This window comes from Salmonella sp. 32031103-2018-00083-FB-01-SM-01 (genome assembly GCF_017571995.1).
In the GTDB taxonomy this organism is placed as follows: Bacteria; Pseudomonadota; Gammaproteobacteria; order Enterobacterales; family Enterobacteriaceae; genus Salmonella; species Salmonella enterica.
On the sequence record NZ_JAGEQL010000006.1, the window covers coordinates 223,445 to 239,640 of the forward strand.

The following is a 16,196-nucleotide window of genomic DNA, read 5'->3' on the forward strand; positions in this document are numbered from 1 at the left end:
GGCCGGGGTGAGACTGAGGGAATCATCATGAAATTTACTCTCGTTGCGACGGTTCTACTGACGTTTTCCCTTTCAGCTTTTGCCGTTGAGTATCCGGTATTGACCACCGCGAGTCCTGATCAGGTGGGGTTTGATAGCCAAAAACTTCACCGACTTGATGGCTGGATTCAAAATCAAATTGATGCCGGATATCCCAGTATTAATCTTCTGGTGATAAAAGATAATCATATTGTTCTACAAAAAGCCTGGGGCTATGCCAAAAAATATGACGGTTCCACGCTGTTAGCCTATCCTATTCGGGCGACCACTAACACGATGTATGACCTGGCTTCAAACACAAAAATGTATGCCACTAACTTTGCATTGCAAAAACTGGTGTATGAAGGAAAAATAGATGTCAATGATTTGGTATCAAAATACATCCCCGGCTTTAAGGATATGCCTGGGGATAAAATAAAAGGCAAAGATAAACTCCGCATTATTGATATTCTTCATCACGTCGCGGGCTTTCCTGCCGACCCACAATATCCTAATAAAAACGTCGCCGGTAAATTATTTTCACAGAGTAAAAGCACTACTCTGGAGATGATTAAAAAGACGCCGCTGGAATATCAACCTGGGTCAAAGCATATCTACAGCGACGTGGATTATATGATTCTTGGTTTTATCGTTGAATCGATAACGGCAATGCCATTAGATCGCTACGTCGAAACCACCATTTATAAACCGCTCGGATTAAAACATACCGTCTTTAACCCGCTGATGAAAGGCTTCACGCCGCCGCAAATCGCCGCAACGGAACTACACGGCAATACGCGTGACGGCGTGATTCATTTCCCCAATATTCGCACCAATACACTATGGGGCCAGGTGCATGATGAAAAAGCCTGGTACTCAATGGGCGGCGTTTCAGGACACGCCGGACTGTTTTCTGACACCCATGATATGGCTGTGTTAATGCAAGTCATGCTCAATGGGGGCGGCTACGGTAACGTGAAGCTATTCGACGACAAAACGGTTGCGCAGTTTACTCGCCGCTCGCCAGAAGACGCTACCTTTGGTCTGGGGTGGCGCGTTAACGGCAACGCCTCAATGACCCCCACGTTCGGGGTATTAGCCAGTCCGCAAACGTATGGACATACCGGATGGACCGGAACGCTGACGTCTATCGATCCGGTTAATCATATGGCGATTGTGATTTTAGGTAACAGGCCGCACTCGCCGGTAGAAAATCCTAAAGTGAATCCGAATGTTTTTGTCAGTGGATTATTACCTGCGGCGACGTATGGCTGGATTGTTGACCAGATATATGGTTCCTTAAAATAAAAATTAAGAGCCTATCCCACCAGGCGTTATTGGCGCAGCCAGTTTGGACACGGACAGCGCGCAAAAACCGGAGCGTACACGTAGTACGTGAGGTTTGACTCGCTACGCTCGCCCTTCGGGCCGCCGCTAGCGGCGTTCAAAACGCTAACGCGTTTTGGCGAGCACTGCCCAGGTCCAAAATGGCAAGTAAAATAGCCCTAATGGGATAGGCTCTAAGAAGGGATTCTGATAGCGTCCCTTCCTTCAATTTACACTCTATTTTCAATACTAAGATTGGCCTCATCAGGCCTGTTAAACGTCGACCCGACGGGAAAATGTTTATCGCAGGGCGTCCAGCCCTGCGAGCGTCAACATTTCTGCAAACGGAGTAAGGTTAGCCAATAAGTTTAAGATTTTTTATCACTCAATCATTTAACCGTTCCAGGCCTTAACCGGCCTACAAATACGCTTATTTAGCTAACCAGTCGAGTATCCCCTGCGCGGCATGTCGGCCTTCTGCCATCGCCGTCACCACCAGATCGGCGCCGCGCACCGCATCGCCGCCGGCGAAAATTTTCGGGTTGGACGTCTGGTAACGAAACTCGCTCTCGACGCTGGCGGCAATACGTCCCCAGTTATCCACCTTCACGCCATGCGATTCGAGCCACGACATACCATGCGGATGAAAACCAAATGCCATAATGACCGCATCCGCCGGCATCACGAACTCGCTGTCCGGTACAGGTACCGGGCGGCGTCGCCCCTGACCATCCGGTTCGCCAAGCCGCGTACGCAAAAAGCGAATACCGCTGGCGCGCCCGTGCGTATCCAGCACCAACTCAACCGGCTGAACGTTAAATTCAAAGTTCGCGCCCTCTTCCCGCGCGTTTTTCACCTCTTTTTTCGACCCCGGCATATTGGCCTCATCGCGGCGATAAGCGCAGGTGACGTTGGCTGCGCCATGACGCAGCGCCGTACGTACGCAGTCCATTGCGGTGTCACCGCCGCCCAGCACAACCACGTTAAGACCCGCAGTATCAATAAACGGCTCGTCAGGCAACGCCGGAAGCCCCATCACCTGTTTGGTATTGGCGATGAGGAATGGCAACGCATCATATACCCCCGGCGCGTCTTCATTCGGTAAATCAGCCTTCATGGAACGATAGGTTCCTACCCCGACAAAGACGGCGTCATAACTCTCCAGCAGCGTCTCCAGAGAAATATCTTTCCCTACTTCGCAGTTAAGCTCGAAACGAATCCCCATCGCGCTGAAGATCTCCCGACGGCGCGCCAGCAGAGATTTATCCAGTTTGAAAGCCGGAATACCAAAGGTGAGTAAACCGCCGATTTCCGGATGGCGATCGTAGACGGTGGCGCTTACGCCATGGCGCGCCAGCACGTCAGCGCAGGCAAGACCTGCCGGCCCCGCGCCGATAATCGCCACGCGCTTATCGCTCTTCTGTACGTCCGACAGGTCGGGACGCCAGCCTTTGCTCAGAGCGCGATCGGAGATATAGCGCTCAATGTTGCCGATGGTAACCGCGCCATACTCATCGCGGAGTGTACACGCGCCTTCACATAGCCGGTCCTGCGGACAGACGCGCCCGGTAATTTCCGGCAGGCAGTTGGTCTGGTGGGAAAGCTCTACCGCCGCATCAATATCGCCGGCTTTCACCAGTTCGATCCACTGGGGAATATGGTTATGCAGCGGACAGGTCCATTCGCAGATACTGTGTTCCCCGCATGTGAGGCAGCGGGACGCTTCACGCTCCGCCTGCGCGGCGCGAAACGGCAGATAAATTTCCTCAAAGGTGGTTTTACGCGCTTCAATCGCCAGTTTATCCGGTTCGCCGCGCGGCGGCGTCGCCTGCATACGCTCGACTTTGCTGCTTGCTGTCCCACTGTGTTGTGTATCCACGGTATGCCAGGGGCGAATCTCCTGCCGGGCGGTACGCAGCCGTCGCGTTTTAGCCAGACGGGTCAACGAGTCTTCGGTGACCAGTTGCAGCGCATCCGCCGGACAATTTTCCACACAGGCCGGACCCTGTTCACGTCCCTGACACAGATCGCATTTATGCGCGCTGGCTTTGAACTGGTTTGGCGCGACGGGCGTCAATACCATCTGCATGGTGCCGAATGGGCAGGCGACGACGCAGGATTTACAGCCGATACACTTCTGCGCATTGACCTGCACGCTGTCGTTAATATGCGCGATCGCGCCGTTCGGACAGCTACGGGCGCAGGGCGCATCTTCGCAATGGTGACATGTGACCGCGCTGCGCTGGTGCTGATGTTTGATGACAGTAATTCGGGGCTGATAGCGCTGTGACGTCAGGACATGTCGCTCATCATTGTGAGCCATTACGCAGGCGACCTCGCAGGCATGGCAGCCCAGACACTGCTGGCTATTGGCCATAATAAAACGATTCATGGCATCCTTCTGTTTCGGTTGTAAAAACCTTATTCTTTATATGAGCATTGTTATTAACTGACGAAGGCGGGGTCGGCAATGTTCATCTGCCCAGGAAGCACAACTATCTGTCCAGAACCTGTGGCAGATCAATTTATTTCAAAGCAAATGCAATTGCGATTCAGCTAAATGCGGGGAGTGCCAGCGTGACGGTTAAACGCCCGGTCTCAGCCAGTCTGGCTAAGGCTTTTTTCTATATTGTGCTGTTGTCTATTCTGTCCACCGGCAGCGCATTACTGACGCTGACCAGCAGTTTACGGGATGCCGAAGCGATCAATATCGCCGGTTCGCTACGAATGCAGAGCTATCGGCTGGGTTACGATCTGCAAAGCCGTAGCCCGCAGATTAATGCGCATCGTCAACTTTTCCAGCACGCGCTCAACTCGCCGGTACTGCAAAATCTCAACGCCTGGTATGTGCCGCAGGCGGTGAAAACTCGCTACGCGCGCCTGCACGCCAACTGGCTGGAGATGAATAGCCGCCTACAGGACGGCGACATTGCCTGGTATCAGACCAATATCAACAATTACGTCGATCAAATTGATCTCTTCGTTCTGGCGTTACAGCATTACGCCGAGCGTAAAGTCATGCTGGTCGTCGCCATATCGCTGGCGGGCGGTATCGGCATATTTACGCTGGTCTTTTTTACCCTACGGCGTATTCGCCAGCAGGTTGTTCGCCCGCTGAATCAACTGGTCACCGCCAGTCAGCGTATTGAACATGGTCAGTTCGCCCCGCTGCCGCTGGATACCAGCTTACCCAATGAGCTGGGATTGTTGGCGAAAACGTTTAGTCAGATGTCGAGCGAGCTGCATAAACTTTATCGTTCGCTGGAAGCCTCGGTGGAAGAAAAAACGCACGATCTGCACGAAGCCCATCGCCGCCTGGAGGTGTTATACCAGTGCTCCCAGGCGCTGAATACCAGCCAAATCGATGTCCACTGTTTTCGCCATATTTTGCAAATTGTCCGTGAACATGACGCCGCCTGGTATCTGGAGTTAACCGTGGGCGATAACTGGCGGATTAGCGAAGGCACGCAAAGCCCCGACCTGCCGATGCAAATGCTGCCAGTGACGATGCAGGACACGGTCTATGGCGAACTCCACTGGCAAAGCCCCAACGTTAATGCCTCTACGCCGCTGCTGAACAGCGTCTCCACGATGCTGGGGCGTGGTTTGTACTTTAATCAGGCGCAAAAACACTTCCAGCAACTTTTGTTAATGGAAGAGCGCGCGACGATTGCCCGTGAGCTACACGATTCGCTGGCGCAGGTACTTTCTTATTTACGTATTCAGTTAACGCTTTTGAAGCGCGCCATTCCTCAGGATAACGCCGGCGCGCAAAGCATCATGGCGGATTTTTCCAGAGCGCTGAACGACGCCTACCGTCAGCTTCGCGAGCTACTCACCACGTTCCGTCTGACGTTACAGCAGGCCGATTTACCCTCCGCATTGCATGAGATGCTGGAAGATTTACAGAGTCAGACCCCGGCCAAACTCACGTTGGATTGCCGTTTACCCACGCTGGCGCTGGATGCGCAAATGCAGGTGCATTTGTTGCAAATTGTGCGTGAAGCGGTCCTGAACGCCATTAAACACGCCAACGCGAGCGAAATCGCCGTGAGCTGCGTCACCGCGCCTGACGGCGATCATACCGTTTATATTCGTGATAATGGCATTGGTATCGGCGAACCGCATGAGCCTGCCGGACACTATGGTCTGAATATAATGCGTGAGCGCGCGGAGCGCCTTGGCGGCACGCTGAATTTTTCGCAACCCTCCGGCGGCGGCACACTGGTCAGTATCAGTTTTCGCTCCTCCAACAAGGAAGAGAGTCAGTTAACGTAAAGAACGGCAAATCGCCGGAAGGCCAGATGTCAGGCTTTCCGGCGTTGGCACAAAAAGTATGCTGTAAAAGCGCATGATAATTTACATTATCTCCTTTATTTCTCCACGTTTGGCTCGTAGCTTGCCGCTACAGTGAAGCAGTTCAAATCTATAACGATATGTAGAAACACGAGGTTCCCCTTTAATGGCGAATTTTTTTATCGATCGCCCCATTTTTGCCTGGGTGCTGGCTATCCTGTTGTGTCTGACAGGGGCGTTAGCCATTTTCTCTTTACCTGTTGAACAATATCCCGATCTGGCGCCGCCCAACGTACGTATTACCGCGAATTATCCGGGAGCGTCGGCGCAAACGCTGGAAAATACCGTAACCCAGGTTATTGAGCAGAATATGACGGGCCTCGATAATCTGATGTACATGTCATCACAAAGCAGCGGAACCGGGCAGGCGACCATCACGCTGAGCTTTATTGCGGGAACCGATCCTGATGAGGCGGTTCAGCAGGTGCAAAACCAGTTACAGTCCGCGATGCGTAAACTGCCGCAGGCGGTACAGGATCAAGGCGTCACGGTACGCAAAACGGGCGATACCAATATTTTGACCATCGCTTTCGTCTCTACCGACGGCTCTATGGACAAGCAGGATATCGCCGACTACGTCGCCAGTAATATTCAGGACCCGCTCAGCCGCGTCAACGGCGTGGGCGATATTGACGCTTATGGTTCACAGTACTCTATGCGTATCTGGCTCGATCCTGCCAAATTGAATAGTTTTCAGATGACCACGAAAGACGTGACCGATGCAATTGAGTCGCAGAATGCGCAAATCGCCGTCGGGCAGCTTGGCGGTACGCCTTCGGTCGACAAGCAGGCGCTGAACGCCACCATTAATGCGCAGTCACTACTGCAAACGCCGCAACAATTTCGCGATATCACCCTGCGCGTTAATCAGGACGGTTCCGAGGTCAAACTGGGCGATGTCGCCACCGTGGAGCTGGGGGCGGAAAAGTATGACTACCTCAGCCGTTTTAACGGCAATCCGGCTTCCGGTCTTGGGGTTAAGCTGGCTTCCGGCGCGAATGAAATGGCGACCGCGAAGCTGGTGCTGGATCGCCTCAACGAGCTGGCGCAGTACTTCCCTCACGGCCTGGAATACAAGATCGCGTATGAAACCACCTCCTTTGTTAAAGCCTCGATTATCGATGTGGTCAAAACGTTGCTGGAGGCTATCGCGCTGGTTTTCCTGGTGATGTACCTGTTCCTGCAAAACTTTCGCGCCACGCTGATTCCGACGATCGCCGTGCCGGTAGTATTAATGGGCACCTTCTCCGTGCTTTACGCGTTCGGCTACAGTATTAACACATTAACCATGTTCGCGATGGTGCTGGCAATCGGGCTCCTGGTCGACGATGCCATCGTGGTGGTGGAAAACGTCGAACGTATCATGAGCGAAGAAGGGCTCACGCCGCGTGAAGCGACGCGCAAATCCATGGGACAAATCCAGGGGGCGCTGGTCGGTATCGCGATGGTACTGTCTGCGGTATTCGTGCCGATGGCGTTCTTTGGCGGTACCACCGGGGCGATTTATCGTCAGTTTTCTATTACCATTGTCTCGGCAATGGTGCTGTCGGTGCTGGTCGCCATGATCCTGACGCCGGCGCTGTGCGCAACGTTATTAAAACCGCTGCACAAAGGCGAACAACACGGGCAACGCGGATTTTTCGGCTGGTTTAACCGTACCTTCAATCGTAATGCCGAACGTTATGAGAAAGGCGTAGCGAAAATTTTGCATCGCAGCCTGCGCTGGATTCTGATTTATGCTCTGTTGCTTGGCGGCATGGTGTTCCTGTTTCTGCGCCTCCCCACCTCCTTTCTGCCGCAAGAAGATCGGGGTATGTTCACTACGTCTATCCAGCTACCGAGCGGTTCTACGCAACAGCAGACCCTGAAAGTCGTTGAAAAGGTTGAAAACTATTACTTCACCCATGAGAAAGATAACATTATGTCGGTCTTCTCGACGGTAGGTTCCGGCCCTGGAGGGAATGGGCAAAACGTCGCGCGCATGTTTGTTCGCTTGAAAGACTGGGACGCGCGCGATCCCACCACCGGCTCCTCGTTCGCCATTATTGAGCGAGCGACAAAAGCGTTTAACCAGATTAAAGAAGCTCGCGTCTTCGCCAGCAGCCCGCCGGCAATTAGCGGTCTGGGCAGCTCCGCCGGTTTTGATATGGAATTACAGGATCACGCCGGAGCAGGCCATGACGCGCTGATGGCCGCACGAGATCAACTCATTGAGCTGGCCGGGAAAAACAGTTCCTTGACCCGCGTGCGCCACAACGGCCTGGACGACAGCCCGCAACTGCAAATTGATATTGACCAAAGGAAAGCGCAGGCGCTGGGCGTATCGATTGACGATATCAACGACACCCTGCAAACAGCCTGGGGATCGAGCTACGTCAACGACTTTATGGACCGGGGCCGCGTGAAGAAGGTCTATGTTCAGGCCGCGGCGAAATATCGTATGTTGCCGGATGATATTAATCTTTGGTATGTCCGTAACAAAGACGGCGGCATGGTCCCCTTCTCCGCCTTCGCCACCTCGCGCTGGGAAACCGGATCGCCGCGTCTGGAACGCTATAACGGCTATTCGGCGGTAGAAATTGTCGGAGAGGCCGCGCCGGGGATCAGTACCGGGACGGCGATGGATGTCATGGAGTCGTTGGTGCATCAGCTACCGGGAGGTTTTGGCCTGGAATGGACAGCCATGTCTTACCAGGAACGGCTCTCCGGCGCGCAGGCGCCCGCGCTGTACGCTATTTCGCTATTAGTCGTCTTCCTGTGTCTGGCGGCATTGTATGAAAGCTGGTCGGTGCCCTTCTCGGTGATGCTGGTTGTGCCGCTCGGCGTCATTGGCGCGCTACTCGCTACCTGGATGCGCGGGCTGGAAAACGATGTTTACTTCCAGGTGGGGCTGTTGACCGTTATCGGCCTCTCGGCGAAAAACGCGATTCTGATTGTGGAATTCGCTAACGAAATGAATCAGAAGGGACACGCGCTGTTAGACGCCACGCTGTACGCCAGCCGCCAGCGCCTGCGACCGATACTGATGACTTCGCTGGCGTTTATCTTTGGCGTATTGCCGATGGCCACCAGCACCGGGGCAGGCTCGGGTAGCCAGCATGCTGTCGGAACCGGCGTGATGGGGGGAATGATCTCAGCAACCATTCTGGCTATCTTCTTTGTACCCCTGTTTTTCGTGCTGATACGTCGCCGCTTCCCGCTGAAGCCGCGCCCGGAATAAGCTCCCGGCCAGCCTGATACAGGGTGTCGGGCACAAAAAAGGCGACTTTCGTTGAGTCGCCTTTTCTTATCCCCTATGGGAGCGCGGTGCCTTCCAGGCATTTATTTACGAAGCATGACTTCGATAAAATCTTTCCAGTTCCCCAGTTCACGTTCAATCATAATAGCCTCTCTTATTATTATGGGTATTCTACGTAGTTAGCGGTATAGAGAGAAGTTCATTTAACCGATTGTTGCGATATCCTCTGGTTATGCTGTCTATGATATTACTATGGCGCTGTAGCCGTAAATTTTATGTGACTTACTGCAATATTTAGCAACATTAATACCTTTTCTACTACTTTATCAAATCGGGTTAAAAAACAATCAATTGCATATACGCAAAATAGGATTTGTCCCGCGAATTATAAACAAGCCACATTTGGAACGTTTTGGAATCATTATTCACATTCACTCAACAATGTTATATTGATTGCCGATCAGCGCTGGATAAATAACCATTAACAGCCACACTTATTATCCCGCAGACGATACTATTGATTATTTATTCGAATTTCGCGTTAAAGGATTCAATATGATTACCCTCTATGGCATTAAGAATTGCGACACGATCAAAAAAGCGCGCCGTTGGCTGGAGGAGCATGGCATTGATTATCGTTTTCACGATTACCGTGTGGATGGCATAGACCTCCCTCTTCTTAATACCTTTATTGCCGAACTCGGCTGGCAGCCTTTACTGAATACGCGCGGCACAACATGGCGCAAACTGGATGAAGGCGACCGCAGCGGGATTACCGATGCCGACTCCGCCGCTGCTCTCATGGTTGAACAGCCGGCAATCATCAAACGCCCATTGCTCTGCGCGCCCGGGAAGCCTATGCTGCTTGGTTTCAGTGAATCCCGTTATCAGCAGTTTTTTGATGAGGTGTAGTCTATGTCGTGCCCGGTTATTGAGCTGACACAGCAACTTATTCGTCGCCCCTCCCTGAGTCCGGATGACGCAGGCTGTCAGGCATTAATGATTGAACGCCTGCGTAAAATCGGTTTTACCATTGAGCATATGGATTTTGGCGACACGCAAAATTTTTGGGCATGGCGTGGGCGTGGCGAAACGCTGGCGTTCGCCGGGCATACTGACGTCGTACCGGCTGGCGATGTCGATCGCTGGATCAATCCGCCGTTTGAACCTACGATTCGCGACGGAATGTTGTTCGGTCGCGGCGCGGCGGATATGAAAGGTTCACTGGCGGCCATGGTGGTGGCTGCTGAACGATTTGTTGCGCAGCATCCTCATCACCGGGGCCGTCTCGCATTTTTGATTACCTCTGATGAGGAAGCCAGCGCAAAAAATGGCACCGTAAAGGTGGTTGAAGCGCTGATGGCCCGTCACGAGCGGCTGGATTACTGTCTGGTCGGCGAACCTTCCAGTACTGAAATTGTGGGTGATGTCGTCAAAAACGGGCGTCGCGGTTCCCTCACCTGTAACCTCACTATTCATGGCGTTCAGGGGCACGTCGCCTATCCGCATCTGGCGGATAACCCTGTTCATCGCGCCGCGCCTTTTCTTAATGAACTGGTCGCTATCGAGTGGGATCGGGGCAATGACTTTTTCCCGGCCACCAGTATGCAGGTAGCCAATATCCAGGCAGGCACCGGCAGCAATAATGTCATTCCCGGCGAACTGTTCGTGCAGTTTAACTTCCGTTTCAGCACGGAACTGACCGATGAGATGATCAAAGAGCGGGTACATGCGCTGCTTGAGAAGCATCAGCTACGTTATACCGTAGACTGGTGGCTTTCCGGCCAGCCGTTCCTGACCGCACGCGGCAAGCTGGTGGACGCGGTGGTAAACGCCATTGAGCACTATAATGAAATTAAACCGCAATTACTGACGACGGGCGGTACGTCCGACGGACGTTTTATCGCCCGTATGGGAGCGCAGGTGGTAGAACTGGGGCCGGTGAACGCCACCATTCATAAAATTAATGAATGTGTGAATGCCGCCGATCTCCAGCTACTGGCCCGTATGTATCAACGTATTATGGAACAGCTCGTCGCCTGATGAGCGTTCCGGTAAGAGGAAATAAGCATGGACTGGCTGGCAAAATATTGGTGGATTCTGGTATTGGTGTTTCTGGTAGGCGTACTGCTGAATGTGATCAAAGATCTCAAACGCATCGACCATAAGAAATTCCTTGCCAATAAACCTGAGCTGCCCCCGCATCGCGATTTTAACGATAAGTGGGACGATGAAGAAGACTGGCCGAAGAAAGATCAGCCGAAAAAGTAACCGGATAACATGCCGGACAGGTATCGCTATCCGGCATGGTCCCCACTGCCGGGCATTACGTCGCGCAAACGCTGCGTTCGTCCGGCATCCAGCGCAATCAGCGCCTGCGCCGCCTGCGCACGCTGCAACGCCAGCAGAGCTTTACGGCCTGAAATGCGTAGCCGGGCGCACAGTTCGGCATCGCTGGCTTTTTCCTCCAGCCGCCCTCTCAGCGCCGGTAATGGCAATGCGCTGTATTGCAGTAAACGATGCAGGCAACCTAACGATGTCAGTAGCGGGCGGTGCGCGAACGCAAAACCGACCAGCTCACGCCAGTCTTCATCATTAAGCGCCTGTTCGCGTAACGCCGCCAGCGGTATCGCCTCGCCGTTCCACTGCGTCAGGATATCCGCATCGCGGCGCAAACGTCGGTGTTCCTGCTGCGCCAGCCGTTTTCCCGCGTCGCTCAGCGGCAATAACGCCATCGCCGTATAGCAACCGCTGCTCGCCTCCCGATGGTTGCCCATCCGTACCAGTACAAAGCCGCAGCGTTGCCAGAAACGCCACAGCTCCGGCGTATAGCCGAAGCTGACGGAAAGATAATCACACTGCGCCGCCTGCATGCACGCGCAGGCAATCAACTGCTGACCGATGCCTTCGCGCTGGCGGGCGGGGTGCACCGCGATACGGCTTACGCGACGCCCGACCAGCGTCGCGGCTAAAGGGTCGCTACCGTGCGCCGCCAGCGACTGCGCCACCAGATTTCCACGCGGACGCCGAAAACCGGCCCATACAGCCTGACTGAGTTCTGCGGATAGCCCGCCCTCTTCGACCAGCCAGAGGGCGCCCGCCACACGGTTATTCGCCGTAGCCTGCAAAAAATGCTGCCCTGGCGCATCCATCATTCGGCGCAGATCCAGCGGCGAAGTACGATAGTGCGCCCCCGACAGTAACTGATACACAGCCCTCGGCAACGCGGGCGTCTCCCCCCAGGCCTGTTGGTAAAACGCCGAGATTGCTATCGCGCCATGTGGCGCCTGCGCAAACGCTTCATCGTCGAATATCAGCGCCTCGCTGACGATATTTTCCAGCGGGCATTCTGGCGCCCATCGGACAGGCTGACGAAGCGTGAAGCGGTGAAGCTGCGGAAAACGGGCGCAAAACTTAAGTAAAAAACCGCGTCCGGTGCCTTCGTAGCCCTGAACGGTGGTGGTGAGTAGTATGCGGGGAAAGCGCGAAACCAGTTGCAGCAGCAGCGGCGCGGGGATTGCCGCCGCCTCGTCAACTACCAGCCAGTCGGCTCTTGCCCCGCTCGCCAGCAACGCATCCGGCGCCATAAAGCAGAACCGCTCACCGGCAAACGCTGCCAGGATATCCGTTGCCGTTTTCGCCGGTGCGGTCACGATAGCCGTGCCCGCCATCCGGGAGATGAATTGCCCGGCCAGCGCCGATTTGCCGCGCCCACGGGGGGCAATCACCGTCGCCACGCCGGGCGGCATTTCACGTAAACGCGATAAGATAGCCGCCTGCTCCGGCTGCGGCTCGCCGGTGGCGGGTCGCCAGCGTTCACGGGAAGGATAAGATGGCCAGCAAAACGGCTGGCGCTGTCGCCAAAGCAGCGTTTGCGGATCGCGGGAAAGAGTCCGTTTAAGATGCTGTGCAAACTGCGGTGTGGGGATAGGCTGCGCGCAGTCGCTCCAGCGCAGTGAATCAGTATCAGGCCTGCTTTCCCACGTCTCGTACGGCGGCATCAGCAGAAGCAGCCAGCTTCCGGCCTGCAAGGTCCCGCTCAGGGCGGCAAACGCTGCGGCGTCAAAGCCCTGCCAGGCATCAAATATCGCATGACGAAATTCACGGCCCAACAGCGTTTGTAACGCCTGTGGCGTACAGCACGGCTGTGCGGGCGCGTCAGGCGCAACCCACAGCCAGTCACCGGGCAGCGCAGCGCGTATCGCCTCGGCCCGCTTCCGGCACCACGCCGCATCGCCGCTGATGACCAGTAAACGGCGAATGCCTTCCTGTGTCATTTGCGACGTTAACGCCTGTAGCGCATCGATATCAGACATCCCTGCCCCGGTTTATCAAAAGTTTTTGCCAAACGTATTACATTGCGCCGGGTCGCCGCTGTCAAAGCCACGCTTAAACCAGCTGTAGCGTTGTTCTGAGGTGCCGTGGGTAAAACTATCCGGCACGACGCGCCCCTGCCCCTGTTGCTGTAAGCGATCGTCGCCGATAGCCTGTGCGGCATTGAGCGCCTCTTCCAGATCGCCCGCCTCCAGTACGCCTTGCTGCTGCATACTGTGTCCCCACACGCCGGCAAAGCAATCCGCCTGTAGCTCCATGCGCACCGAAAGGCGATTCACCTCCGTTTGCGACGCGTTTTGCTGTAACTGGCGTACTTTCGGCTCAATACCTAACAGTTTTTGTACGTGGTGGCCGACTTCGTGGGCGATGACATAACCCTGAGCAAAATCACCGTCCGCGCCCAGCTTATTTTTCATATCATCGTAAAATGAGAGATCGATATAAACGGTGCCGTCCGCCGGGCAGTAAAACGGCCCCATCACGGACTGACCCGCACCACAGCCGGTGCGCGTCATACCACGGTACATCACCAGTTTTGGCTGCTGATAGCCGCGCCCCATTTTTTGAAAGAGTTGACCCCAGGTATCTTCGGTCGTCGCCAGAATCACCGAGGTAAATTTTGCCGCTTCATCATCATTGGGGCTTATCGAACGCGTCGACTGCTGCTGCGAAACCGGCTGGCCGGTCAACAGACCGGTTAAATCCACCCCATAGTACCCTGCGACCAACACCACCACCAACAGAATGATGCCGCCTTTTCCGCGCGGAAGACGAAAGCCTGGGCCACCCAGCGAGGGGCCGCCTGGCCGATTACGTCTGTCCTCTACATTGTTGCTTTCACGACGCCCTTGCCAGCGCATAATCACCTCATTCTCTCTTTGTTATACAGATGATCGTAGGCGGTCAGGCGCAGGATTACCACAGGTAAACGCTATCAGAATGAGGAAAGGATGATACCGGAGAGCGGTTGCCCCCCGGTCAGAAGCGGAATTAATCTAATTTCACGCCCAGGCGATGCGCGACGGCTTCATAGGCTTCAATCAGACCGCCCAGACTCTGGCGGAAGCGGTCTTTGTCCATTTTGTCCAGCGTCTCTTTATCCCACAGGCGGCTACCGTCCGGTGAAAACTCATCGCCCAGCACCACTTCGCCTTTATACAGGCCAAACTCCAGTTTGAAATCCACCAGGATAAGACCCGCGTCATCAAACAGTTTTTTCAGTACGTCGTTGGCTTTGTAGGTTAACTCTTTCATACGCGCCAGATTTTCCTGACTTACCCAACCGAACGTTTCACAGTAGGAACTATTCACCATCGGGTCGTGCAGCGCGTCGTTTTTCAGGAACAGATCGAATATCGGCGGGTTAAGCTCCATGCCTTCTTCCACGCCCAGACGCTTGACCAGCGACCCAGCCGCACGGTTGCGCACCACACATTCAACCGGCACCATCTCCAGCTTCTTCACCAGACACTCGGTATCAGACAGCAAACGTTCCATCTGGGTCGGGATGCCCGCCTCGGCCAGTTTGGTCATAATGAAATGGTTGAATTTGTTATTTACCATGCCTTTGCGATCAAACTGTTCAATGCGCGCGCCATCCCCTGCTGACGTATCATTGCGGAATTCGAGCACCAACAGGTCCGGGTTTTCCGTGCTGTATACGGTTTTCGCTTTACCACGATACAACTCAGCTTGCTTTTGCATCTTTAACACTCCTGGGTGTGAATTAACGATAAGTATTCATTTCCTGCTACGCCTGCCGGAGACGTCGGCCTGTAATTGTGGTGCGAAATAGCGGTTAAATCGCGTTTTTGTACCGACGCACACGTTTGCGTATCTTATCAGAAAAAAGGGCCGGATTACTCCAGCCCTGTTAAATTACTTGTTGAACGCTGCCTGGAAGACGGCAACCAGCGCGTCGTTCTGGCTTTGCGTCAGAGTATGCCCCTTAGGATCGATAAACTGCAAGCTGCTGCGGTTATCTAAATCGCCGACCTGCAATTTATAGTCTCCGGATGCCAGGCCCGGGTCGCTAGCGCCCAGATCCCGCCAGTCGCTGTCAGACAACGGTTTGTACGTTACCGCCATGCTGCCCTGAGAGCGAGTGCTGTCGGTGACTTTCATGCCCACTTTTTCCAACGCGGCCGGGAGGCGTTGCCACACGAGGTTGAACGGACCGCGAACGACCAGCATAGGTAAACCGGTATCATCAGCGGCGCTCTGCACATCCATCGTTGCGGCGGAACGGTTCTGCGCGGCATTTGCCGCATCCGTAGCGGTCTTATCCAGACCGGCGGAAATGACGTTCATCATTTCCGTGCTATAGCGCTGCAGCGACGCCGCGTCAGCGACCGGCTTGCCAGCCTGTTCCAGATTAACCAGTTTTACCGTTACCGCCTGCTGATAGCCCTGCGGCTTCACCGAGATTTGATAACGTCCGCGATACTGTTCGTCTTCATCCAGGCGGTTCCAGTTCACCCAATCGGTCGTCAGGGTCTGGCTGGCATCGTCACGTTTTTCAATCGGATAATTTTTCGCCTGAATCACGCTGACGACTTGCGGCCACAGCGTGCTGCCCCGGCCATTCTCCACCAATAGCGTAGCGGTATCGCCAGAGAACTGGGTACGCGCGCCGCTCACTAACGCTAACGGCTGCGCTGGCGGACGGATATCCAACGCCTTACCAACCGCGCCGCTCCCCTTCGTGACCGGAATAACGTAGTCGCCGGTCGTTATCGGCAGGATCATTCCTGCCGGGGCGTGAAGTTCAGCAAGCGGCGCGGCATCCAGATAGGATTCATCGCCGCTTACCTGGCGCTTGTAGCGCGAATCGGAACTACAGGCAGCGAGCAGCAAAACAAGCGAAACACCCGCAACCTTCGCCAGGCGCGACTTTTGTACTGAGTAAGCCATCAAATCTCCC

12 protein-coding genes are annotated in these 16,196 nt (G+C 54.5%); 6 read left to right on the forward strand and 6 right to left on the reverse strand.

Annotation, left to right across the window (positions count from 1 at the left end; all coding sequences use genetic code 11):
• Positions 1 to 27 precede the first annotated feature (27 nt).
• Entirely contained in the window at positions 28 to 1,326 is a 1,299-nt protein-coding gene (gene pbp4b, locus J4614_RS17860) for a penicillin binding protein PBP4B (RefSeq protein WP_208293269.1), read from the forward strand.
• A 448-nt stretch (positions 1,327 to 1,774) separates the two neighbouring features.
• Here pbp4b and aegA read toward each other — a convergent pair whose 3' ends face one another.
• Positions 1,775 to 3,736, reverse strand: coding sequence for a formate-dependent uric acid utilization protein AegA (aegA, locus tag J4614_RS17865; RefSeq protein WP_001078944.1), 1,962 nt, complete (start codon positions 3,734 to 3,736; stop codon positions 1,775 to 1,777).
• 185 nt (positions 3,737 to 3,921) lie between these two features.
• On the opposite strand from aegA, the gene narQ reads away from it, so the two are divergent.
• On the forward strand, positions 3,922 to 5,622 hold the full coding sequence (gene narQ / locus J4614_RS17870) for a nitrate/nitrite two-component system sensor histidine kinase NarQ (RefSeq protein WP_000216815.1): 1,701 nt from the start codon (positions 3,922 to 3,924) through the stop codon (positions 5,620 to 5,622).
• 184 nt (positions 5,623 to 5,806) lie between these two features.
• The gene (acrD, locus tag J4614_RS17875; RefSeq protein WP_183052478.1) at positions 5,807 to 8,920 is read left to right on the forward strand and encodes a multidrug efflux RND transporter permease AcrD; all 3,114 of its coding nucleotides are present in this window, start codon (positions 5,807 to 5,809) and stop codon (positions 8,918 to 8,920) included.
• Positions 8,921 to 9,021: 101 nt separating this feature from the next.
• Here acrD and ypfM read toward each other — a convergent pair whose 3' ends face one another.
• Positions 9,022 to 9,081: a protein YpfM gene (gene ypfM, locus J4614_RS17880; RefSeq protein ID WP_001386977.1), complete on the reverse strand. Its 60-nt coding sequence runs from the start codon at positions 9,079 to 9,081 to the stop codon at positions 9,022 to 9,024.
• 412 nt (positions 9,082 to 9,493) lie between these two features.
• Here ypfM and J4614_RS17885 point away from each other — a divergent pair, with 412 nt between their 5' ends.
• From J4614_RS17885 to J4614_RS17895, 3 genes are read left to right on the forward strand one after another with little or no spacing between them, the layout of a single operon-like run.
• Positions 9,494 to 9,850, forward strand: coding sequence for an ArsC family reductase (locus J4614_RS17885; protein WP_000631923.1), 357 nt, complete (start codon positions 9,494 to 9,496; stop codon positions 9,848 to 9,850).
• A 3-nt stretch (positions 9,851 to 9,853) separates the two neighbouring features.
• A complete protein-coding gene (gene dapE, locus J4614_RS17890) occupies positions 9,854 to 10,981 on the forward strand; it encodes a succinyl-diaminopimelate desuccinylase (protein WP_001277822.1) in 1,128 nt (375 codons plus the stop codon).
• Between the two features lie 27 nt (positions 10,982 to 11,008).
• Positions 11,009 to 11,209 (forward strand): YpfN family protein, encoded by a 201-nt coding sequence (locus J4614_RS17895; protein ID WP_000383842.1) that lies wholly within the window; start codon positions 11,009 to 11,011, stop codon positions 11,207 to 11,209.
• A gap of 26 nt (positions 11,210 to 11,235) precedes the next feature.
• Here J4614_RS17895 and tmcA read toward each other — a convergent pair whose 3' ends face one another.
• The 4 genes from tmcA to bamC all read right to left on the reverse strand — a co-directional run bounded on the left by tmcA (position 11,236) and on the right by bamC (position 16,186).
• Complete coding sequence (gene tmcA, locus J4614_RS17900; protein WP_208293270.1) at positions 11,236 to 13,254, reverse strand: tRNA cytosine(34) acetyltransferase TmcA; 2,019 nt, start codon at positions 13,252 to 13,254, stop codon at positions 11,236 to 11,238.
• A gap of 15 nt (positions 13,255 to 13,269) precedes the next feature.
• Positions 13,270 to 14,133: a neutral zinc metallopeptidase gene (locus J4614_RS17905; protein ID WP_001267523.1), complete on the reverse strand. Its 864-nt coding sequence runs from the start codon at positions 14,131 to 14,133 to the stop codon at positions 13,270 to 13,272.
• A 130-nt stretch (positions 14,134 to 14,263) separates the two neighbouring features.
• Positions 14,264 to 14,977, reverse strand: a complete 714-nt coding sequence (purC, locus tag J4614_RS17910) for a phosphoribosylaminoimidazolesuccinocarboxamide synthase (protein ID WP_001171630.1) — start codon at positions 14,975 to 14,977, stop codon at positions 14,264 to 14,266.
• Between the two features lie 174 nt (positions 14,978 to 15,151).
• Positions 15,152 to 16,186: an outer membrane protein assembly factor BamC gene (bamC, locus tag J4614_RS17915; RefSeq protein ID WP_000331870.1), complete on the reverse strand. Its 1,035-nt coding sequence runs from the start codon at positions 16,184 to 16,186 to the stop codon at positions 15,152 to 15,154.
• Positions 16,187 to 16,196: the final 10 nt, after the last annotated feature.